The organism is Bacillus sp. BP-3 (genome assembly GCF_028401955.1).
Classification (GTDB): domain Bacteria; phylum Bacillota; class Bacilli; order Bacillales; family Bacillaceae_G; genus Bacillus_A.
Window position 1 is genome coordinate 118,023 of sequence record NZ_JAQOTJ010000007.1, and the last position, 19,827, is coordinate 137,849.

Annotated in this window: 20 protein-coding genes and 1 pseudogene; 15 read left to right on the top strand and 6 right to left on the bottom strand. The window is 35.6% G+C overall.

Translation table 11 applies throughout. The annotated features are described in order from the left end of the window. The first annotated feature begins 40 nt into the window (after nucleotides 1-40). Entirely contained in the window at nucleotides 41-742 is a 702-nt protein-coding gene (locus PLX19_RS13310) for a response regulator transcription factor (RefSeq protein WP_272189113.1), read from the top strand. After that, nucleotides 726-2,249, top strand: coding sequence for a sensor histidine kinase (locus tag PLX19_RS13315; protein ID WP_272189114.1), 1,524 nt, complete (start codon nucleotides 726-728; stop codon nucleotides 2,247-2,249). The genes PLX19_RS13310 and PLX19_RS13315 overlap by 17 nt, the downstream gene beginning before the upstream one ends. 403 nt (nucleotides 2,250-2,652) lie before the next feature. Here the strand turns inward: PLX19_RS13315 and PLX19_RS13320 are convergent, their stop codons facing one another. Further along, the gene (locus PLX19_RS13320) at nucleotides 2,653-2,964 is read right to left on the bottom strand and encodes a heavy metal-binding domain-containing protein (protein ID WP_272189115.1); all 312 of its coding nucleotides are present in this window, start codon (nucleotides 2,962-2,964) and stop codon (nucleotides 2,653-2,655) included. 228 nt (nucleotides 2,965-3,192) lie between these two features. On the opposite strand from PLX19_RS13320, the gene PLX19_RS13325 reads away from it, so the two are divergent. The 8 genes from PLX19_RS13325 (at nucleotide 3,193) to PLX19_RS13360 (ending at nucleotide 10,191) form a co-directional block, all read left to right on the top strand. Continuing rightward, nucleotides 3,193-3,630 carry an Rrf2 family transcriptional regulator gene (locus PLX19_RS13325; protein WP_272189116.1) on the top strand — a complete coding sequence of 146 codons (438 nt, stop codon included), beginning with the start codon at nucleotides 3,193-3,195 and terminating at the stop codon, nucleotides 3,628-3,630. Nucleotides 3,631-3,693: 63 nt separating this feature from the next. After that, the gene (locus PLX19_RS13330; RefSeq protein WP_272189117.1) at nucleotides 3,694-4,344 is read left to right on the top strand and encodes a DsbA family oxidoreductase; all 651 of its coding nucleotides are present in this window, start codon (nucleotides 3,694-3,696) and stop codon (nucleotides 4,342-4,344) included. A gap of 48 nt (nucleotides 4,345-4,392) precedes the next feature. Further along, nucleotides 4,393-4,995 carry a nitroreductase family protein gene (locus PLX19_RS13335; protein WP_272189118.1) on the top strand — a complete coding sequence of 201 codons (603 nt, stop codon included), beginning with the start codon at nucleotides 4,393-4,395 and terminating at the stop codon, nucleotides 4,993-4,995. A gap of 356 nt (nucleotides 4,996-5,351) precedes the next feature. Beyond that, nucleotides 5,352-6,410: an endonuclease/exonuclease/phosphatase family protein gene (locus PLX19_RS13340; RefSeq protein WP_272189119.1), complete on the top strand. Its 1,059-nt coding sequence runs from the start codon at nucleotides 5,352-5,354 to the stop codon at nucleotides 6,408-6,410. Between the two features lie 46 nt (nucleotides 6,411-6,456). Beyond that, complete coding sequence (locus tag PLX19_RS13345; protein ID WP_272189120.1) at nucleotides 6,457-7,959, top strand: DUF4077 domain-containing protein; 1,503 nt, start codon at nucleotides 6,457-6,459, stop codon at nucleotides 7,957-7,959. Between the two features lie 122 nt (nucleotides 7,960-8,081). Then, nucleotides 8,082-8,633 (top strand): sigma-70 family RNA polymerase sigma factor, encoded by a 552-nt coding sequence (locus PLX19_RS13350; RefSeq protein WP_272189121.1) that lies wholly within the window; start codon nucleotides 8,082-8,084, stop codon nucleotides 8,631-8,633. Further along, nucleotides 8,603-9,997 carry a DUF4179 domain-containing protein gene (locus PLX19_RS13355; protein WP_272189122.1) on the top strand — a complete coding sequence of 465 codons (1,395 nt, stop codon included), beginning with the start codon at nucleotides 8,603-8,605 and terminating at the stop codon, nucleotides 9,995-9,997. Before PLX19_RS13350 ends, PLX19_RS13355 begins: the two co-directional genes overlap by 31 nt. A gap of 71 nt (nucleotides 9,998-10,068) precedes the next feature. After that, the gene (locus tag PLX19_RS13360) at nucleotides 10,069-10,191 is read left to right on the top strand and encodes a DUF4023 domain-containing protein (RefSeq protein WP_035433200.1); all 123 of its coding nucleotides are present in this window, start codon (nucleotides 10,069-10,071) and stop codon (nucleotides 10,189-10,191) included. 39 nt (nucleotides 10,192-10,230) lie between these two features. Here the strand turns inward: PLX19_RS13360 and PLX19_RS13365 are convergent, their stop codons facing one another. Beyond that, a complete protein-coding gene (locus PLX19_RS13365; protein WP_272189123.1) occupies nucleotides 10,231-10,788 on the bottom strand; it encodes a DedA family protein in 558 nt (185 codons plus the stop codon). 329 nt (nucleotides 10,789-11,117) lie between these two features. Here PLX19_RS13365 and PLX19_RS13370 point away from each other — a divergent pair, with 329 nt between their 5' ends. The 4 genes and pseudogenes from PLX19_RS13370 to PLX19_RS13385 all read left to right on the top strand — a co-directional run bounded on the left by PLX19_RS13370 (nucleotide 11,118) and on the right by PLX19_RS13385 (nucleotide 15,189). Then, the gene (locus PLX19_RS13370) at nucleotides 11,118-11,393 is read left to right on the top strand and encodes an ArsR/SmtB family transcription factor (protein ID WP_272189124.1); all 276 of its coding nucleotides are present in this window, start codon (nucleotides 11,118-11,120) and stop codon (nucleotides 11,391-11,393) included. A gap of 389 nt (nucleotides 11,394-11,782) precedes the next feature. Beyond that, nucleotides 11,783-12,093: pseudogene (locus PLX19_RS13375) on the top strand (alanine:cation symporter family protein); the annotation flags it as partial. A 186-nt stretch (nucleotides 12,094-12,279) separates the two neighbouring features. Continuing rightward, on the top strand, nucleotides 12,280-13,704 hold the full coding sequence (locus tag PLX19_RS13380; protein WP_272189125.1) for an alanine/glycine:cation symporter family protein: 1,425 nt from the start codon (nucleotides 12,280-12,282) through the stop codon (nucleotides 13,702-13,704). Between the two features lie 303 nt (nucleotides 13,705-14,007). Continuing rightward, on the top strand, nucleotides 14,008-15,189 hold the full coding sequence (locus PLX19_RS13385) for a NupC/NupG family nucleoside CNT transporter (RefSeq protein WP_272189126.1): 1,182 nt from the start codon (nucleotides 14,008-14,010) through the stop codon (nucleotides 15,187-15,189). 682 nt (nucleotides 15,190-15,871) lie between these two features. Here PLX19_RS13385 and PLX19_RS13390 read toward each other — a convergent pair. The 4 genes from PLX19_RS13390 to PLX19_RS13405 all read right to left on the bottom strand — a co-directional run bounded on the left by PLX19_RS13390 (nucleotide 15,872) and on the right by PLX19_RS13405 (nucleotide 19,087). Further along, nucleotides 15,872-17,050 carry an NAD(P)/FAD-dependent oxidoreductase gene (locus PLX19_RS13390; RefSeq protein WP_272189127.1) on the bottom strand — a complete coding sequence of 393 codons (1,179 nt, stop codon included), beginning with the start codon at nucleotides 17,048-17,050 and terminating at the stop codon, nucleotides 15,872-15,874. A gap of 44 nt (nucleotides 17,051-17,094) precedes the next feature. After that, nucleotides 17,095-17,535, bottom strand: coding sequence for a DUF1641 domain-containing protein (locus tag PLX19_RS13395; protein ID WP_272189128.1), 441 nt, complete (start codon nucleotides 17,533-17,535; stop codon nucleotides 17,095-17,097). Between the two features lie 667 nt (nucleotides 17,536-18,202). Further along, complete coding sequence (locus PLX19_RS13400) at nucleotides 18,203-18,709, bottom strand: ferritin (protein WP_272189129.1); 507 nt, start codon at nucleotides 18,707-18,709, stop codon at nucleotides 18,203-18,205. A 63-nt stretch (nucleotides 18,710-18,772) separates the two neighbouring features. Next, complete coding sequence (locus PLX19_RS13405) at nucleotides 18,773-19,087, bottom strand: MazG nucleotide pyrophosphohydrolase domain-containing protein (RefSeq protein WP_272189130.1); 315 nt, start codon at nucleotides 19,085-19,087, stop codon at nucleotides 18,773-18,775. A gap of 72 nt (nucleotides 19,088-19,159) precedes the next feature. Between PLX19_RS13405 and PLX19_RS13410 the strand changes: the two genes are divergently transcribed. Beyond that, nucleotides 19,160-19,738: a TIGR00730 family Rossman fold protein gene (locus tag PLX19_RS13410; protein ID WP_272189131.1), complete on the top strand. Its 579-nt coding sequence runs from the start codon at nucleotides 19,160-19,162 to the stop codon at nucleotides 19,736-19,738. The last annotated feature ends 89 nt before the right edge of the window (nucleotides 19,739-19,827 follow it).

Below are 19,827 nucleotides of genomic sequence, written 5' to 3' on the forward strand. Positions count from 1 at the left end.
AATATTCCTATAATAGATTGATAATGTTGGAGGAGAGATTGTGAGCCGAGAAACAATACTTGTCGTAGATGATGAAAAAGAAATTCGTGATTTGATTGCGATTTATTTGAAGAATGAAGGATATGAAGTGCTCCAGGCCGGGGATGGTACAGAGGGGTTAGAAATATTACAAAAGCAGCAAGTACATTTAGTTGTATTAGATATTATGATGCCGAAACTAGACGGTATTCATATGTGTATGAAAGTAAGAGAAATAGCTGAGATGCCAATTATTATGTTATCGGCTAAAACGCAAGACATGGACAAAATTTTAGGGTTAACAACCGGAGCGGATGATTATGTAACGAAACCTTTTAATCCATTAGAATTGATTGCGCGAATTAAATCGCAGCTTCGCAGGTATATGAAAATGAGTGGCGGTTTAATCCAAAACGAAGATGAAATTGAAATTGGCGATATGAAAATAAATGTTGCGACGCATGAAGTGATTGTGGGACAAGATGAAGTGAAGCTGACACCGAGGGAATTCTCTATTTTAGAGTTACTGGCGAGAAATAGCGGGATGGTATTTAGTGCGGATCAAATTTATGAACGCGTTTGGAAAGAACCTGCCTTCCAATCTGATAATACGGTCATGGTACATATTCGAAAAATCCGCGAGAAGACAGAAGAAAATCCAAGGAAACCTCGTTATATAAAAACAGTGTGGGGAGTGGGATATAAGATTGAAAAAGATATTTAAACTATTTTATTATGTGATTCAAAAAATAAAAAGATTGTTACGTAGACCTATTAATTACATTCGTAAGAGTATTAGAATTCAATTAATTACGACATTTATTTTCTGTGCTCTGTTAGGTTTTTTCGTATCACGATTGTCTGTTCCGTTTTTTGAAAAAGCAAATCAACATGCCATCATTGATTATAGCGATGGTATGGAGCAAATCAATAATGAAGCAAAGCGAACAGCTGAGATGATAGTGAGAGAAAATACAGTAGATGCATTGCAAAGAATGATTGATATGGAAAATCAAAATGCTGAGCATGAACGGCATGCTTTAAAAGTGCTAGTTACAGATGAAACAGGAAAGGTTTTATATAAAACAAAGCTAGCAGAAGAAGAGCAAATTAATCTGCATAATACAATTCGTAATGTGATGTCTTTTGCTAGTAATCAACCGATTGATTACAATGGTTTAGGTTTAGGAGAAATCAGAGATTTGCACAAAGAATTTATTACTTTTTACCCAGTTACACTGGAAGGAAAAAATTTATACATGTTTGTAAGCGGCATTCCAACTGGTCAGGTAAAATATAGCAAGGAAGAAGGTCCTGTTCCATTCTTTATTGGGGTTCTCGTATTTATTTTTTCTTTCTTCTATATAACGAAGCGAAAGATGAAGCAAATTGAAGCGATGGCAGAAGGTGTGAAAGAGATTGCCAAGGGGAACTTAGCCTATCGGATTGAAAAAAAGGGCAAAGATGAAATGGCTTTATTAACAGAGAATATTAATCATATGGCAGAAGAGCTTATGGTGAATATTGAAAAAGAAAGAAAAATTGAAAAGCAAAAAAATGAATTAATTACCAATGTATCGCATGACTTACGAACACCGCTTACTTCAATTATGGGATATTTACGCTTATTACGTGATGGGAAATATGAAAATAAAGAACAATACGATGAGTATGTAAGAATCGCATTCTCAAAGTCAGAGCAATTAAAGAATTTAATAGAAGATTTATTTGAATACACGAAGCTAACAAATGAAAAGATTACATTAGAAAAACAAGAAGTATGCATAAATGAACTTCTTGATCAATTAATTGAAGAACTTGTACCGCAAGCAGAAGAACATGATCTTTCCTTTGTGAAAGAATTTCCCGAAGATCGTTTATACGCTTCCTTGGATTCAGAAAAAATGGTCCGCGTGTTTGATAATTTATTAATGAATGCCGTTAAGTATAGTAAAGATGAGGGAGAAATTATCGTTTCGCTTCAAAGAGAGCGACGTAACATTCGCATTTCTATTGCAAACGAAAGTGAAGAGTTTACAAAAGAAGAGTTAGAGAACTTATTTGAACGCTTTTATAAAAAAGATCAATCAAGAAGTCGAGTGTCAGAAGGATCAGGGCTTGGACTTGCGATTGCCAAAAGTATTGTGGAACTAGAAGGCGGAGAAATTCGAGCGGAATATAAGAACGGGGTAGTTCAGTTTATTATTGTATTACCGGTTGTGGCGGAGTGACGTGTTATGAAGAATGTAGCATTTATTAGAAATATATCGATTTTGATAATGATTTGCAAAATGATGTAATGGTATTATATAGGTAATACTACTTAAAGTAAGGGGAAATGGTAATGGGAATGTTCACAGCGGTTGCAGTAACTAGTGCGATTTTATTTTTAGCTTGGGCTGTAGGGAACCGAGAAAAAGGGCAGCAACAATAATATTAGATCAGCCTAATTGTAAAAGAATCTGATTTCAGCTATGTCAAGTGTTATATCTTTTCCATATTGTTATTTGTATTCTGCGTATATGATTTGATACTGGTCTTTGCATATGTGACTGATAGAACAGGTTATTGAATACCATCCATTATAAAAAGAGGAGCTCCTCAATCCAATTGAGGTGCTCCTTTTCTATTTATTTACACACGTACAGCTGTACCGCTTACCGCAACCATTAACATTCCGTCGCGAACCACTTCGTAGTCTACATCGATACCAACGATTGCATTGGCACCTTTTTGCGCTGCAAGTTGTTTCATTTCTTCCATTGCGATGTCACGGGCTTCTTTTAATTTACTTTCATATGCACCAGAACGGCCGCCTACAACGTCACGAACAGAAGCGAAGATGTCACGTACGATATTTGCACCCATAATTGCTTCACCGTTTACGATGTCTACATACTCAATAATTTCTTTTCCTTGAATCGTATTAGTTGTTGTTACGATCATTTTTTAACACGCTCCTATAATCTCTAAAGATGTATTATTTTCTATGCTCTTATTATTACATGGAAACAGTACGGAAACTATTTAAGAACCTTACATAAAGATGACAGTTTCGTAAGGTTTGTTAAGCATTGAAATAAACGACATATACAAGTTGAAAAAATCTTTTTTAGATTGCTTGACTTCTATCTTTGTTGTAACTATAATGATTACAACGGGGCGGTGATAAATATGAAAATTAGTAGCCGTTTTACAATTGCTGTGCATATTTTATCTCTCCTAAAAACTAATCCACCTTCTATTTGTACTTCAGAGTATATAGGGGAAAGTGTGAATACAAATCCAGTAATTATTCGGAAAGTACTATCGTATTTAAAAAAAGCAGGTTTTGTTCAAGTACGTCGCGGCGCAGGAGGAGCTTACCTCGTGAAAGGATTGTGTGAGATTACCTTGTTAGATGTGTACCGAGCCGTAGATGTGGTGGAAGAGGAAAAGTTATTTCATTTTCATGAAAAGCCGAATCCTGATTGTCCGGTAGGAGCAAATATACAAACTGTTTTAGAGGTTATTTTAGTTCAGGCACAAGAAGCGCTTGAGCTCGTATTGGAAAGTATAACAATGGAGAAATTAGTTACATCATTAGTAAATCAAATACATTCTGCAAAGTAATTTTTTTTAAATATGTTGTAACTTTATTGATTACAACTAAATAAAAAGTGAGGGAACATAAACATGACTGTAAAAATTAAAGCTTATTCTGATTTTATATGTCCATTTTGTTTTTTAGGAAAAGCTCCTTTGGATGAGATTGTAAAGGGGAAAGATGTAGAAGTAGAATGGATGCCATTTGAATTACGCCCGAGTCCATATCCGAAAATTGATCCATGGAAAGAACCTGACAAGTTAGGTTCATGGGATTCATTTATTGTTCCTACTGCAAAAAAATTAGGAGTAGAAATGCGTTTACCTCGTGTTTCTCCGCATCCATATACAAACCTTGCTTTTGAAGGATACCATTTTGCGAAGGAACATGGAAAAGGAACTGCGTTTCACGATAGAGTGTTTGCTGCTTTTTTCCAAGAAGAACAAAACATTGAAGATATCGAAGTATTAACAAAATTGGCAGGGGAAGTTGGACTCCCTAAAGAAGCATTTAAAGAAGCATTAGTATCAAGAAAGTATAAAGACGTACAAGAAGAAGCATTACGACATGCTTACGAAGAAGCACAAATTATGGCTGTTCCAACATTTGTCATTGGTGATGAAGTGATTCAGGGATTAGCGAGCAAAGAAAGATTAGCAAAAGCAATCGATCAAGAGCTAGCAAAAAGTAAAGAAAATGAATTAGATGGAATGCAATGTAATGTAGATGGATATTGTTAATAAGAGATTGGATGCAGATCAACATATAAAATATTGGGGGAATGAAACATGTCAGTTACTACAACAAATTTAAAAGATGCAATTATGAATCGCCGTTCTATCCGTAAAGTGAAAAAGAACGAAAATATTACGAAAGAAAGAATTAGTGAGATTTTAAAAACCGCTTTATACGCACCGTCAGCTTTTAATATGCAAAGTGGCCGCCTCGTTGTATTAATGGATGCAGAACATGAAAAGTTTTGGGATATCGTAAAAGAAACACTTCGCGCCCTTGTTCCAGCAGAAAATTTTGAGGCAACTGTAGCAAGACTGCAAGGATTCCGTGATGGAGTAGGGACAGTGCTATTCTTTGAAAATCAAGAAACTGTAAAGACAATGCAAGAAAACGCACCATTATATAAAGAGCAATTCCCATTCTGGTCTCATCAAGGAAGTGCAATGCTGCAATATGCAACATGGATGGCTTTATCTGCAGAAGGAATTGGGGTGTCTCTACAACACTACAATCCAATTGTTGACGAAGAAGTAAAACAAACTTGGAACATTCCAGCAGAGTGGAGCCTAGTGGCACAAATGCCATTTGGTGAACCAGATGAGCAGCCAGGTGAAAGAACATTGTTACCTTATGAAGATGTGGTGAAATTCTATTAAGAAAAGCGAATGATTTCCTGAATAGGGAACACACAATTATTATGGGGAATGGATTCAACTTAAAAACCGGATTATGACTATACTTAAAGAAAAAACGTCTCAAATATTAGAGACGTTTTTTATATTTATATAATGATTAAAAAACATTGATAACATTTGTATTTATTAATTATAATATAATGATATAAAATTGTTAATGTGGTAAAATAAATTTGTTTTCTTATGAAATAAGTAATATTTATTTACCATAATATAAAGTAGAATATTTTGAATTATTTTTATTTATTGAAAAAAGGAGGTATTTACAGTATATTTTTTGAGGAACATTTATTTTGATATAAAAAGGGGTTATTTATTTGAAGAAAATATTAAAAACGCTTTTATTACTAGTAGCATTAGTGGTTGGTAGTGTAGCTATATTTTTAGCCTATATTATGATTACGGATGAGAAACCTGTTAGTGTCCTGAAATTAAATGTAGAAAATAAAAATGAAAAAGTTTTAAAACAGGGAGACACATTTACAGCGACAACTTTTAACATAGGCTATGCTGGTTTGGATAAAAATCAAGACTTTTTTATGGACGGGGGAGAAGGTTCTCGTTCTAGTAGTAAAGAACAAACAGAAAAAAATCTGAAAAACATGCTATCTTTTTTACAAAAAGAAGGTTCTGATTTCATCTTATTGCAAGAGGTGGATACGAAATCTTCGAGATCATTTGATGTGAATGAGTATGACGTATTTAAGAGTGGCTTGAAAAACTATGAATCTTCTTTCGGATATAACTATCATGCACAGTGGGTGCCTGTTCCGGTTACTAATCCAATGGGATATGCGAATTCAGGAATGAGTTCATTTTCGAAGTATAAGATTGATACAGCAACAAGATTTCAACTGCCGGGGAAAGAGCCTTGGCCAAAACAATTATTTGATTTAGACCGAGCAATCGTTGAGCATAAAATCCCTGTGAGTAATGGGAAATATTTAAGGCTCGTCAATCTTCATTTATCTGCTTATGATAAAGGCGGAAAAATAAGAAGGCAGCAAGTTGATTATTTGAAAGAGTATATGAACGAACACTATAAAAACGGCGACTATGTGATACTTGGCGGTGATTGGAATCAACTAGTCTCTGATGTACAACTAAAAGATCCGAAGTTTCAAAAAGTATGGCCTGAATGGTTAGTAGAGTTGCCAAAAGATTTCACAGACGGTGGGTTCCAGTGGGCGGTAGACCCGACTGTTTGGACTGTTCGCGATGATGTGAAAAAATATGTAGAAGGTGAAAATTTCGTTACAATTATTGATGGATTTTTAGTTTCGCCAAATGTAGAAGTCGTAAATGTACATGGAAATGATCTGAAGTTTGAAAATAGCGATCATAATCCGGTAAGTGCAGTATTCAAATTAAAATAATCTTTATTTTGCGGTTCACTTTTATTTTGAAAGGAAAGTTTCGTATATGGAGTGGTTAAAGAGAAAATGCTTTTCTAATCTTGAGCAAGAATCACAAAAAAATCATTTATTACTGTTCATTAGCATGTTCAGTTTTTTCTTAGGAATCGCTGCAATTAGTTATTACGGATATATCTTCACGGCTAGAGCAATCCCGTTTTGGGTATGCGGTGCCACTGTGTTTATAGTGGGGATTCTTCTTAATTTCGTTCCGAAAATGGTATACATGTATAAATATATTATGACCTGTATGTTATTAGTGATGTCGTATATTATGATTCAAACGTTTAATGAAAGTCCGGCTATTTTTCAAATGGTCTATTTTACATTAGCGGTTTCCTTAATTTATTTAAGTGAGCGCCTTATTTTAATGCTTGGAGGAGTCGCTGTTATTACGACATTTATCCTTTGTAACTACTGGCCAAAGCAGTTTTTTGCTTATACTGCGGCTTCGGAAGCAGCTAATTTCGCAAGTTTACTGGCGATTGTGACGCTGGCGATGTGGGGCGTCACGAAAATCGGAAAAAGTCTTCTTGTACGTCTAAATAAAGAAAAGCAAGAAGTAATGAAAAAAGCTGTGGAATTAGAAAACACGCAAAAGCTGATTGAAGAAACTGTTCTAAAATTAGATCAAAATTTTAATAGCTTAAAAAATAATGTAAATACTTCAATGGAATCGATGGGAGAAATTAATGTTGCCTTTCAAGAAGTAGCTATGGGGGCACATTCTCAATCAGAGATGATGTCACACTCTGTAGAAGTACTGAATGATATGGAGACAAATATTGAACATATTATTTCACAGGTAAGAGAAGTATCGACAAACGTTGATGAAAGTTTAGAAGCTTCAAAGATAAGTGTGGGCACGCTGCAAAACTTTGAACAACATATGCGGAGCTTAAGTGGAATTCTTACACAGTCAGGACTTATATTTGGAGAATTAACAGAGCAATCGAAAAGGATTACGGAGATTGCAGACGTAATTACAGGAATCTCAGATCAAACGAGTTTATTAGCGCTAAATGCCAATATTGAAGCAGCGAGAGCGGGCGAGCATGGAAAAGGTTTTGCGATTGTAGCAAATGAGGTATTAAAACTTGCAGAAGAGTCAAATCGGTCGGCTGGAAGTATTCAAGGCATTTTAAAAGATTTTAGCAATCAAGCAAGTAAGGTAGAAGAGCAAGTCGGAAAAGGGAAAAAAGTGCAAGAAGAGTGTAATAAAATGTTGTCGGACGTTCTAGCAAATGTAAGCAGCCTTGGTACATTTATTGATTCTATTAATCGGTTAATGACAGAAATTGTTCATCATCAAGAAAGCTTCCAGGTGAAAACGACGAATATCGTTCAAGATGTCACGTACGCGTCTACTGTCATTCAACAAACATCTACTGCGACAGAGGATGTACTCGTAAGTGTGGAAAAAGAAAGAAGACGTAATGAAACGTCTGTTGAAGCGTTACATACTGTAGCGGTGCAAGTGAAACAGTTAGAAGCAATTTTAGAGAAATAGATGAAAAGATTTGTCTTAAGAAACGTCTCAAGCTTTGTTGGGGCGTTTTTTTATGCAAGAAATAAAAATTTTTGAAACCAAAACATTCCATATTCTATCTAATAAGTGGAAGGAGGGATAAGATGGATGAAATAAAATTAGTGAAAAAAGCGAAAAAAGGTGATGATGCAGCGTTTGAACAACTCATTAGCCTTTATCAAGACCAATTATATCGCACAGCTTACATGTATGTGCAAAATAAAGAAGATGCCTTAGATATCGTACAAGAAACAGTTTATAAAGCGTACGTATCTTTAGAGCAATTACAAAAACCAAACTTTTTTCTGACGTGGTTGACGCGTATTTTAATACATAATGCTTATCAAGTACTAAATGAGAAGAAGAAGGTTCAACAATTAGAAGATAGCAGAGAATGTAGAGATCTACGAAACGTAGCAAATCGAATTGAGCAAAACATTGACTTACAAGTAGCAATTGGAAAACTAGATGGAAACTATCAAACTGTTATTATTCTACATTATTATTATGATCTTCCGATAAACCAAATTGCGTGGCATATGAATGTGCCTGAAGGAACTGTCAAAACGTATTTACACCGGGCAAGAAAGTCGTTAAAGAAATTATTAGGAGGGAGTGATGGAAATTGGATAAACAGTGGGTTAATGATGAAATAAACAAAATTGAAGTTCCACAGGAAGACTTACAGATCGCGATAAAAAATGGTATGAATAGAGCAAAGCAAGAAAAACCAACAAAAAGAAAATATAAACGAAGAAAGATCGCATGGTTAGCCGCTGCATCAGTATGTGTAGGTGTACTAGGTTCGGGGTTTGTTTTCCCGCAAATGAATCGTGTATTAGCAGAAGTTCCGCTTATAGGGAAAGTGTATGATTATTTTCATGATACGATGGGGCAAGATCTTACAGAGAGCAAGCTTGTGACGGAGTTGAATCAACAAGCAGTGAGTAATGGAGTTAGTGTAACGATGAGAAGCGTCTATTATGATGGTGGACGGATTAGTGTTGTATTTAAAGTGGATAATCCTGAACAAGTAAGAATAAAAAAGACTTTTGCTAATGACTTTTATTATGATTTTAAACTTTTTGATGGGAGTCGGAAGTGGCAGAGTTCCACTTCATTTATTGGGAAGAGAACAGAAAATGGTTGGCTGGGTAATATTAAAATTGATTATCCTGAAAAGGAATTACCTCCAAATACAACGCTCCCAATTACCATTACATCTATTGGCGAAACGAAAGGATTCTGGAAGTTTGATATTCCGGTAAAGCAACTAGAGAATAGAAAAGTTAACCCGCAGCAGTCCATTAGTAGTGAGGATCAGCAACATACATTTAACTTTGAAAATATTACAATTGGTAAAGGGGCAACGACGATTGACTACAAAGCAATTTATCCACTTGTAGGAGAGAACGACTTAGCACGAATTGAAAAAATTACAGATGATAAAGGAAAAGAAATTCATATGTCCACTTCAGGGATTGAATTTGGAAGAGAAAAAGTAGGCGATCGTGTAGAATCAGCAGAACGTTCTATCTTCGAGAAGATTCCTGATAGTGCGGAATTTATTACAATGTATCCTGTTGTCCGATTGTCTGAAAAACCAGTGATTATGAAGCTAGATGAAAAAACACCATTTGAAATAAAGAGTACGCGTAGTGGTTTCAAAATAATCATTAATAAAATTCAGCATAAAAATCAGCGACTAATTGTGGATTACAAACTTCAAAATGTGGATACAAAACATATATCTATGGATGAGTTAATTAATCGTGGTGAAATTATGAACCTTAATGATTCTGCGTATATGGATGAGGAATTTGCACCGATTGGTCATGTTGTAAAGGGAAGTACTGTGAAAGTTTTAGATAAGAAGAAACTCCAATTTCAAGCAACATTTCAATTGGATGGAAAATATGGTGTGAAAAATTTCAGCTTAAAGGATTATGTACTAGAAGTGGAGATGTCATCGTATCACGCAGAAAAGTCATTACTCCCTGTTCAAATTAAAGTGAAATAAAGCGACACTTCATGATTTTATGTGCAATTGGTTATAGTAACAAAAGAACGATAACCAAGGAGGCTACAACAATGGATAACAGTAGTAATTTTGTAGAGAAACTGCACGATACACAGGAGAAAGCAGAGCGTAATAAAAAGCGTCAAGGCAACGGAAACCCGGGCAAAAAAAAGCCGAATAAAACGCATAAATAAAGAAGAAACCCACCTTTTTGAAGGTGGGTTTTCTTGATTTCATTGTGTTGCATTTGTTTTTTTTCTGCGGATGTATAGAAAAGCCAAAGCGGCAAGAACGGCAAAAATAATTAATACAACTAATAAAATAAGCCCATAACGGTGAACATAATGGTTGATTAGATGCCAATCTTTCCCGAATACTAATCCTAATTGAATAAAAGTAAAGCTCCATATGAATGCTCCTAGATAAGCGTACAGACAAAATGTCCGAATACGCAGACTGGAAATGCCGGTTAAATAGGCAGTAACATGCCGCACACCTGGAATGAAGTAGCCAAAAATCAGTAAGGGAGGACCGATTTTTTGAAAGAGGGTTTGTGTCCGAGCAATTTTATTTTCTGTAATGTGCATTTTAGGACCGAATTTCTTTAAGAAGGGAAGCCCAAGTCTTTTTCCTAATATGTAACTAAGGGAAATACCAACTGCCGAGCCAAACCATGCACTTAATAAGGCGATAGAGAAGTGCATTTTCCCTTGAAATATATAATATCCTACAAAAGTTAATAACGTTTCATCTGGTATTGGTAATCCAATAATTCCCCCAACTAATGCCATGATTAGTCCGAAATATCCATAGTGCGAAATGACATAATTTAAGTGCTGTTCTATTTGTGATCACCTTCCGTTTCATCTGCAATAAGAACTGTTGTATATGTCTCTTAGTTTCACCCAATTACGCGCAATCATTACTATGTTTCTTTATTATAGCGATTTTCGTTTCAGAGCCAAAAATAACCGTTGTTAATTTCATTTCTAAAAAGAATTTGAACTTTTTTAAACCTTTTTTAAAATTTTTTCAAACGACGGACATAAAATGATAGGTCTCTTCGAATAATATAATGAATCATCATAATCACTATATATATATAAAGGAGAAATGGAATATGGTTGAAACAGTAGAAAGATATGAAGATATTGCAGAGGTATTAAAAGTATTGGCACATCCAGTGCGTTTAAATTTAGTTGAAACATTAATTACAAAAGGACCTACGAATGTAACAACGATGCATGAGAAATTGGAAATGCCTCAAAGTACAGTTAGCCAACATTTAGCAAAATTAAAAGCTGCGAAAGTTGTTTCGGGCACTCGAAAAGGGTTAGAAATTTATTATGAAGTAGTGGACAATCGCGCGCGAGAGATTGTAGCTAATATTATTTAAATGAAAATGATGGTATTTTTACGTTTTTTAACAGTCTAATATTTTATTGTAGACTCTAAAATATAATATTAGACTGTTAAACGATTTATAGAGAGAAGAATCGCAGGTCGTATTTTGTTCTGCATAGCAGTAACTTATATAAATTCATACCAAAAAGCACAATTCGGTTAGGGGGATTGTGCTTTTTTTATGGATTATATTTCCGTGTTAGAAATTGTGACATGGAACAATTTGTTGTAAGCGTTTGTATTTTCGAGTATTTTGAAGGAAAACAGAGTATTAAAGAGATAATATGATATGAAATTGTTATTTTGTCGAAAATTGTTGATTTTTGAATGTATTTAAATTACAATTAAATCTGTGTAAGAAAAAAGGGGAGGGACAACATGATTAGCATTTTAGAAAAACTCGTTGGAGTAACGAATAATATTCTATGGACTTATGTAATTATTGCGATGTTAATTGGCTTAGGCCTTTATTTTTCTTTCCAAGCTTTTTGTATGAGTTCTGCAGCCTGCACGGGATCGGGAACTTAGCAGGGGTAGCATTAGCGATTTCCATGAGAGGTCCAGCTTATTATATGGGGGAAGGTTTAAATAAACGTTGGATGGGAGTATTATTCTCCATCTTAATTACAGTTAGTTATGGACTAATTTTCAACTCTGTACAAGCAAACACAGTTACAGTTGCTTGTAAGAATTAAGAATGCATTTGGACTTGAGCTTATATATAAGTCCAATTTAAAAATTCGGCATACAGAACAAGCATGATGGTGCAGTTGTTAGCTGTACGGTTACATGTGTATATGAGGCGAGTTTATTTATGTCGGAAAAATAAGATTATTTTATATGGCTTAGGCTACTAAATTTTGATATGAGGTGATGATATGGAACAATTTTTGACGAATCTATTGGGAGTAACAAATGATTTTCTATGGTCTAAATTGTTAATTATTATGCTTGTTACTGGCGGAATTTATTTCACATTTAAATCGAGATTTGTACAGTTTCGAATGTTAAAGGAAATGGTCCGTGTGTTAATGGAAGGGAAAGCTGGTTCTAAAGATGAAGTTTCCCCATTTCAAGCGTTCTGTATTGGTATGGCTGCTCGCGTTGGAACGGGAAATATCACAGGAATTGCAATTGCGATTGCATTAGGCGGTCCGGGAGCAGTATTTTGGATGTGGATTATTTCTATTATTAGCTCGGCATCAAGCTTTGTTGAAAGTACGTTAGCGCAAATATATAAAGTAAAAGATAAAAATGGTTTCCGCGGTGGTCCATCCTATTATATGGAAAAAGGATTAAACAAACGTTGGATGGGAGTATTGTTCTCTATTTTAATTACGATTACTTTCGGTCTTGTATTCAATTCTGTCCAATCAAATACCGTCACAATTGCTTTTGAGAATGCATTTGGTACAGATCGTTTCACTTTAGGAATTATTATGGCTGTTGCCTTTGCTGGGATTATCTTTGGCGGTGTGCAGCGTATTGCAAAAATAGCTGAATACAAGGTAATGTTTCTAGCGGTGTTATACATTGGTATTGCATTATTTGTTATAATTACAAACATAACAAAAATGCCGGAAGTTCTTTCTCTTATTGTTCAAAACGCATTTGGCTTTAAACAAATAGCAGGCGGTTCAATTGGTGCAGCGCTCATGCATGGGGTTAAACGTGGTTTATTCTCAAATGAAGCTGGTATGGGAAGTGCGCCAAACGTTGCCGCAACGGCAACAACAAGCCATCCGGTGAAACAAGGACTTATTCAAGCATTTGGCGTATTAACGGATACATTGATTGTCTGTACAAGCACAGCATTTATTATTTTACTTTCTGATGCATACAAACAACCAGAGCTAAATGGTATTGCACTTACACAAGCAGCATTAAGTGAACATGTAGGCTCTTGGGCATCAGGGTGTCTTGCTATCTTTATTTTCCTATTTGGATTCGGTGCGTTAATTGGTAACTATTATTACGGAGAAACAAATATTCGATTCTTAAAAAACAGTAAAGTATGGTTGATGGTATACCGAATCAGCGTGTTAGCTATGATTGTATTCGGTTCGGTTGCAAAGATCCAATTTGTATGGGATTTAGCGGATTTATTTATGGGCTTTATGGTTATCATAAATTTAATTGCGATTGCATTTCTTGGTAAATATGCATTTGCTGCACTTACAGACTATATGAAGCAGAAGAAACAAGGGAAAGATCCTGTATTCCATGCAAGTTCTATCCCCGGACTAAAAAATGCAGAATGCTGGGAAAATCCAGTGAGTGAAAAGGAAGAACAAGTAGGTTAGTAACGCGAAGGAGCATAGAGGCGGGACTCTATGTTCCTTTTTTTGTCTATTTTTCCCGTTAAAAATGTATTGCTTTTTTCAAAGATAACGCTTACAATCAGTTTATGGATGAAATTAAATGATATCATTCTCATATGCCAGAATAATTATTCAGTATAGAATTTCGGTTAATGCAAACGCTTACTAATGTGAGCGGCAAATTGTTTTTAAGGGAATTATTTTTTTAATCTAAATTGTCAGACGTCTATCGTTAGACGACTGGTACATCATGGTAGACTAGACTACAAAATGGAGGATTCAGGTATGAAATTTGTCATGTTTCTTGTCGGATTAATTGCTGTATTTATATTAGCGTTTCTTGTAAGTAGCGATCGGAAAAAAATTAAATATAAGCCAATTGCTATTATGCTTATTATTCAATTAGGATTATCATATTTCTTACTAAATACACAGATTGGATATTATTTAATTAAAGGAATTTCTGATGGATTTAGTACAATTTTAAAATTTGCGGATGCTGGAATTAACTTTGTATTCGGTGGAATGGTAAATAAAGGAGAATTCACATTTTTCCTTTCTGTATTACTTCCAATTATTTTCTTAGCGGTGTTAATTGGAATTATGCAACATCTTAGAATTTTACCAGTCATTATTAAAGCAATCGGATTCTTATTAAGTAAAGTAAATGGTTTAGGAAGATTAGAATCTTATAATGCAGTAGCAGCGGCAATTGTTGGCCAAGGTGAAGTTTTCATTACAGTAAAAGATCAGCTAAGTAAGTTACCAAAAAATCGTTTATATACACTCTGTGCATCTTCTATGTCAACAGTTTCCATGTCAATCGTTGGTTCTTACATGAAAATGCTTGACCCTAAGTATGTTGTAACAGCACTTGTTTTAAACTTATTTAGTGGATTTATTATCATTCACATTTTAAATCCTTATGATGTGAGTGAAGAGGAAGATATTTTAGAGTTGAAAGAGGACAAGCACCAAACGTTCTTCGAAATGCTAGGCGAGTACATTATGTTAGGATTTTCAATTGCAGTTACAGTAGCAGCAATGTTAATCGGATTCATCGCATTGATGGCAGCAATTAACGGTCTATTTGATTCTATTTTCGGTATTACATTCCAAACAATCTTAGGATATGTGTTCTCACCATTAGCGTTCATCATGGGTATTCCATCATCCGAGATGGTAACAGCTGGACAAATTATGGCAACAAAATTAGTAACAAACGAATTCGTTGCGATGCTTGATTTAGGAAAGGCAGCAGCTCATTTAACACCTCGTACAATTGGTATTTTATCTGTATTCCTTGTATCATTTGCGAACTTCTCATCTATCGGAATTATCGCAGGTGCAACGAAGAGTATCGATGAAAAACAAGCAAATGTTGTATCTTCTTTCGGATTAAAACTTGTATACGGTGCAACATTAGTAAGTGTGTTATCAGCAATTATCGTTGGGGTTATGTTATAAGATGAAACTTTAATCAGTGGAGGTCTTACTGCCCACGAATAGCGGGATAAAATAAGAAAAGCAATGAGCATCGGGCTCATTGCTTTTTTTTGTTGCGTGCCCAGCTAAACTGGACGCTGCTCACTAGTGAAAGTCCAGTCTAGGTAAGAAAACCAAGTTACCTAGTAGCTGACAGGCAATCGAGGGAGAAATTATGAGATTGAAGTCCTGCGGAAAAGTAACTTCTTACTAGAAGTGCGAGCGAATTAGCAGGCCGTAACATAAAGTGAAGCTTGCAGCTTCGTCAGAGCCCCCTAGCAATAGGAGAAAGTCGAGCCTGGAGTTAATAGGTGAAGACCATGGAAGATGTGAAGAACTTGGAAATGCAACATCGAAGAATCCCTTCGGGTAAGGAGGATGGTATGCCTCACGTACGGTTTGATGAGGGGAAGCTATCATCCGTTTCAGTTTTCTACTCTACTGCCTCTGTGCTCGCCTAGGCATGGCGAACTGCTTTTTACCGTTTAAAAAGAAAGAGGAGTACATAGATTATTTACAATACACAAAATTGTAACAAAGTAGACGGTATATTTAGAAATTTCAAAAGGTGTATATCACTTTCTTGTCGAATAATTTATATAGAGAATTTTGATCAAATAAAAACCCGAATCATAAATAAACATGATTCGGGTTATCATTCATCTTAATAAGCTAAGCTGAATAGACCTTTAATGTGTGATAAGTAACGAACGTTACTTGCTTCTTTCATTAGAGATGCTGGTAAGCCTTTAAGTGGAGTTGAGCTTGCTCCGATGATAGCAACCGCATCTTTACGGCCTAAACTTGCAAGTGTTCCAGAGTTTACTGGTGCAAACTCTTCGAATGCTTTTTCTTCTAGATGTGCATATAGATTGTAGCCAATTAGTTCGCCCATTTGCCAAGCGATTTGTGCTGTTGGCGGATATGGACGGCCTTCTGGACCGAAGACAACTGCACTGTCACCTGCAACGAATACGTCTTTATGAGAAGTAGATTGAAGGTATTCGTTAACAGTTGCACGGCCGCGGTTTACTTCAAGACCTGATTCACCTACTAGAGGGTTACCTTGAACGCCACCTGTCCAAACGAACGTATTTGCAACGATTTTTTGACCATCTTTTAAATCAATTGTATTGCCTTCAACGTTTGTTACGGGAAGGCCTGTTAAGAATTGAACGCCACGTGCTTCTAAGCTAGTAGTTGCACGTTCAATTAAATCATCCGGTAATACTGGAAGGATTTTTGGACCTGCTTCAACAAGCAATAGTTTGATGTCTTTCGGATTTACGCCGTGGCTTTTTGTAAGTTTTGGCATAATATCAGCAAGTTCACCAACTAGTTCAACGCCAGTTAATCCGCCGCCGCCGATTACGATTGTTGCGTCAGCTTCATTTTTTGTTTTCGCGTATTCTTGAATGCGTTCTTCAACATGTTTGAAGATTTTGTTTGCATCGTTTGCAGATTTTAATACCATGCTGTTTTCTTCTAATCCTGGGATGCCAAAGTAAGCTGTTTTACTTCCTAAAGCAACTACAAGAGCGTCGTAAGATAAAATATTGCCATCAGCTAATTTTACTTCTTTTTTGTCTACCGAGAATGACTCAACTGTTGCGATTTTAAGATCGATATCTTTGCCTTTGAAAAGTTTTTCTAATGGCATAGCAATTGCCTGTTCAGCAATATTTCCTGCTGCAAGGCGGTGTAGTTCCGTAATAATTTGATGTGTTGGATATTGGTTGATAACTGTAACTTGTGCTTCTGATTTGCTGTAATGTTTACGTACATTTAAAGCTGCAAGAAGTCCGCCATAACCAGCACCTAAGATGACAATTTGTTTTGACATAGTATGATATCCCCCGTCTTTACTAATTGTTGTGTAAGAAAGAATTATTTATGATTGCGTTCTGCAGTAATTTGAAGATAAGCGTTTACAAAACGAAACATTTTTTGTGCTTGCGGATCTTTTAGCATTTTTAAAAGGCCAAAAAGACCGATAACTTCGTTGCTTTCTTCAGCGCGATCTTTCGCTTCGATAGCAGTTGCAGCAATGGTTTTCACTGTATCTTTTACAGGTTCTGCAAGTTCTTGGATTGCGCCAACAGTATCATTTTTTAATACTTCATCAGTAGCGACTGCTTGAGCGAAATCATAAGACTTTGTTAAAATGTTAACGAGCTCAGTTAATTTTGGAAGTTGATCTACTAATGTAGTTAAAGACTCTTGAATTTCAGGCTTTAATAGCTGATCAAGTACATCAAGCTGTCCTAGGTTAGCAGAAGTTTGTAATGATTCTTGTTCAGGCTTTGTTTGAGTGATTGTTTCTGGCATCTCCAATTCTCCTTTACGATAGCAATACTTCTTAAATTTTGGGGGAATGAAAGAAGATCCCCCATTACAGATAAGATTTCTTCGTCCGTAACAACTCGAGGAAATTTGTAAAATTTTACACAAAGATTTAGAGCAAGATGCTCTTAAAGTTACTATTGCCCGTGAATATGTCTTTTCAAATCGTTGCAACATTCGAATGAACTATAAGTAATCACCGAATCCGAAATAGTAAATTTTAAAAGGCTAGTTGCTTCCTCTAGCTTATGGACTTGTCCAGTAAAAGACTTTGTCTACGAACTGAGTATATTATATACTACAATACACCTATGTTAACATAAAAATGATTATTAAGCATTCGATTTTAATGACTATAATCTACGAACTTACAGGGCGTTATACCTGTTGTTTTATTCCAAGTTTACAATGTAAGAATCATAAATCGACGAAAGTGGTTGATTTATGATTTTTTTGTACATTTTTTCCTTTAAAAATGTATCTTCTTTCGGATTAAAACTTGTATACAGTGCTACATTAGTAAGTGTTTTATCAACGATTATCGCTGGGGTTATGTTATAAAGTGAAACTTTAATCAGTGGGGGTCTTACTGTCCACGAATAGCGGGCTAAAATAAGAAAAGCAACGAGCATCGGGCTCATCGCTTTTTTGTTTACTCAGCAGGCGGAGTAAATGTGCGTTTTTCTAATTCTGCATCTAACATAAACAATGCGTTTGAATCACTTGTAATACGTTTTAATTTTTGAATGATACTATCGAAAGACGCCTCTTCTTCTACTTGCTCATCAACGAACCATTTTAAGAAGGTGATGGTAGCATGTTCGCGTTCATCCCATGCAATATCAGATAAGTTATAAATACGTTTTGTAACCTCACGTTCATGCTCAAGGGCAATTTCAAAAGCAGATAAAATCGATTCGTATTCGTTATTTGGATGCTCAAATCCAGTGATGATTGCACGCTCACCGCGATCGTTAATGTAATTGTACAGCTTCATAGCATGGAAACGCTCTTCCTCTGCTTGTACAAGAAAGAAGTTTGCAAATCCATCATAGCTTTCTGATGTACAGTATGCTGCCATTGCCATATACACATGGGCCGAGTAAAATTCAAAGTTCATTTGATCATTTAATGCGTCGCGTAATTTTGGAGATAACATAAAAAGACCCCTTTCATATTAGTACAATGTAATCATAGCATAATTGAAAATAATTCTCACTTATTATTCAAATCGTTTGGAAAGTTTTTTTACATGTGCTTCCATAATATCTTGCAAGTCTAGGTCATATTTTTGTGCTAAAATAATAAGGTTTCCTAGTACATCTCCAAGTTCCTCTTTTAATTCTATTATTAGTTCTTCTTCGTTCTTCGCCGTTTCATCTGGGCGATCACGACCGATTTCGATAGCGCGTATAACGCGAGAAACTTCGCCAACTTCTTCTGCTAAAAAATTAACGCGAATAAAAGAATTATATTGGGCCCATCCGCGTTCATGATAAAATTGTTCCACCCAATTTTGAAATTCATTCGTATTCATCCTTTCCCCATCCTCTCAATATGTAGTATGATTACATTGTAGCATAACAATATATGGTTTTGGGGTGGCAGAATGAAACGGGTTTGTGTGTTTGCAGGATCAAATGTTGGGGAACGTCCAGAGTTTCAAAATGAAGCTCGTCAGCTTGGGGAAATATTAGTTCAAAATAATATAGAGCTTGTATATGGCGGTTCTTGCGTTGGATTAATGGGAGAAGTTGCAAATCAAGTATTAGAGCTAGGCGGCCGTGTAACAGGCGTCATGCCGCGGGGATTATTTAGAGGAGAAATTGTTCATCACGGTTTAACAGAATTAATTGAAGTAGAAACAATGCATGAAAGAAAAGCGAAAATGAGTGAACTTGCTGATGCATTTATTGCATTGCCAGGCGGATATGGAACATTTGAAGAGCTGTTCGAAGTTGTATGTTGGTCGCAAATCGGGATTCATGAAAAGCCTGTTGGATTGCTCAACATTGCAGAATTCTATACACCATTATTACAAATGGTGGACCGTGCAGCAGAAGAAGGATTTATGAATCCATCAAATAAAGAATTACTTGTCTCTGCACAAACGGCTAATGAATTATTTGTGCAAATGAAGAATTATAAACGACCAGTTATGGGGAACAAGTGGAAGCAATTAACATGATAAAAACCGAGTGGGGGGTCCCGCTCGGTTTTTTTGTATGTGTTGTGCATCGAATATTGTTGGAGGGTCTTAAAGTTGTGTCGAATCGC

Bases quoted from the DNA above. Each gene is read 5' to 3' on its own strand.
- PLX19_RS13365 (WP_272189123.1), bottom strand. From the start codon at position 10,788: ATGGCATTAGTTGGGGGAATTATTGGATTACCAATACCAGATGAAACG.
- PLX19_RS13345 (WP_272189120.1), top strand. From the start codon at position 6,457: ATGGAGTGGTTAAAGAGAAAATGCTTTTCTAATCTTGAGCAAGAATCA.
- PLX19_RS13330 (WP_272189117.1), top strand. From the start codon at position 3,694: ATGACTGTAAAAATTAAAGCTTATTCTGATTTTATATGTCCATTTTGT.
- PLX19_RS13395 (WP_272189128.1), bottom strand. From the start codon at position 17,535: ATGCCAGAAACAATCACTCAAACAAAGCCTGAACAAGAATCATTACAA.
- PLX19_RS13350 (WP_272189121.1), top strand. From the start codon at position 8,082: ATGGATGAAATAAAATTAGTGAAAAAAGCGAAAAAAGGTGATGATGCA.
- PLX19_RS13320 (WP_272189115.1), bottom strand. From the start codon at position 2,964: ATGATCGTAACAACAACTAATACGATTCAAGGAAAAGAAATTATTGAG.
- PLX19_RS13400 (WP_272189129.1), bottom strand. From the start codon at position 18,709: ATGTTATCTCCAAAATTACGCGACGCATTAAATGATCAAATGAACTTT.
- PLX19_RS13335 (WP_272189118.1), top strand. From the start codon at position 4,393: ATGTCAGTTACTACAACAAATTTAAAAGATGCAATTATGAATCGCCGT.
- PLX19_RS13405 (WP_272189130.1), bottom strand. From the start codon at position 19,087: ATGAATACGAATGAATTTCAAAATTGGGTGGAACAATTTTATCATGAA.
- PLX19_RS13325 (WP_272189116.1), top strand. From the start codon at position 3,193: ATGAAAATTAGTAGCCGTTTTACAATTGCTGTGCATATTTTATCTCTC.
- PLX19_RS13360 (WP_035433200.1), top strand. From the start codon at position 10,069: ATGGATAACAGTAGTAATTTTGTAGAGAAACTGCACGATACACAGGAG.
- PLX19_RS13390 (WP_272189127.1), bottom strand. From the start codon at position 17,050: ATGTCAAAACAAATTGTCATCTTAGGTGCTGGTTATGGCGGACTTCTT.
- PLX19_RS13385 (WP_272189126.1), top strand. From the start codon at position 14,008: ATGAAATTTGTCATGTTTCTTGTCGGATTAATTGCTGTATTTATATTA.
- PLX19_RS13380 (WP_272189125.1), top strand. From the start codon at position 12,280: ATGGAACAATTTTTGACGAATCTATTGGGAGTAACAAATGATTTTCTA.
- PLX19_RS13370 (WP_272189124.1), top strand. From the start codon at position 11,118: ATGGTTGAAACAGTAGAAAGATATGAAGATATTGCAGAGGTATTAAAA.
- PLX19_RS13410 (WP_272189131.1), top strand. From the start codon at position 19,160: ATGAAACGGGTTTGTGTGTTTGCAGGATCAAATGTTGGGGAACGTCCA.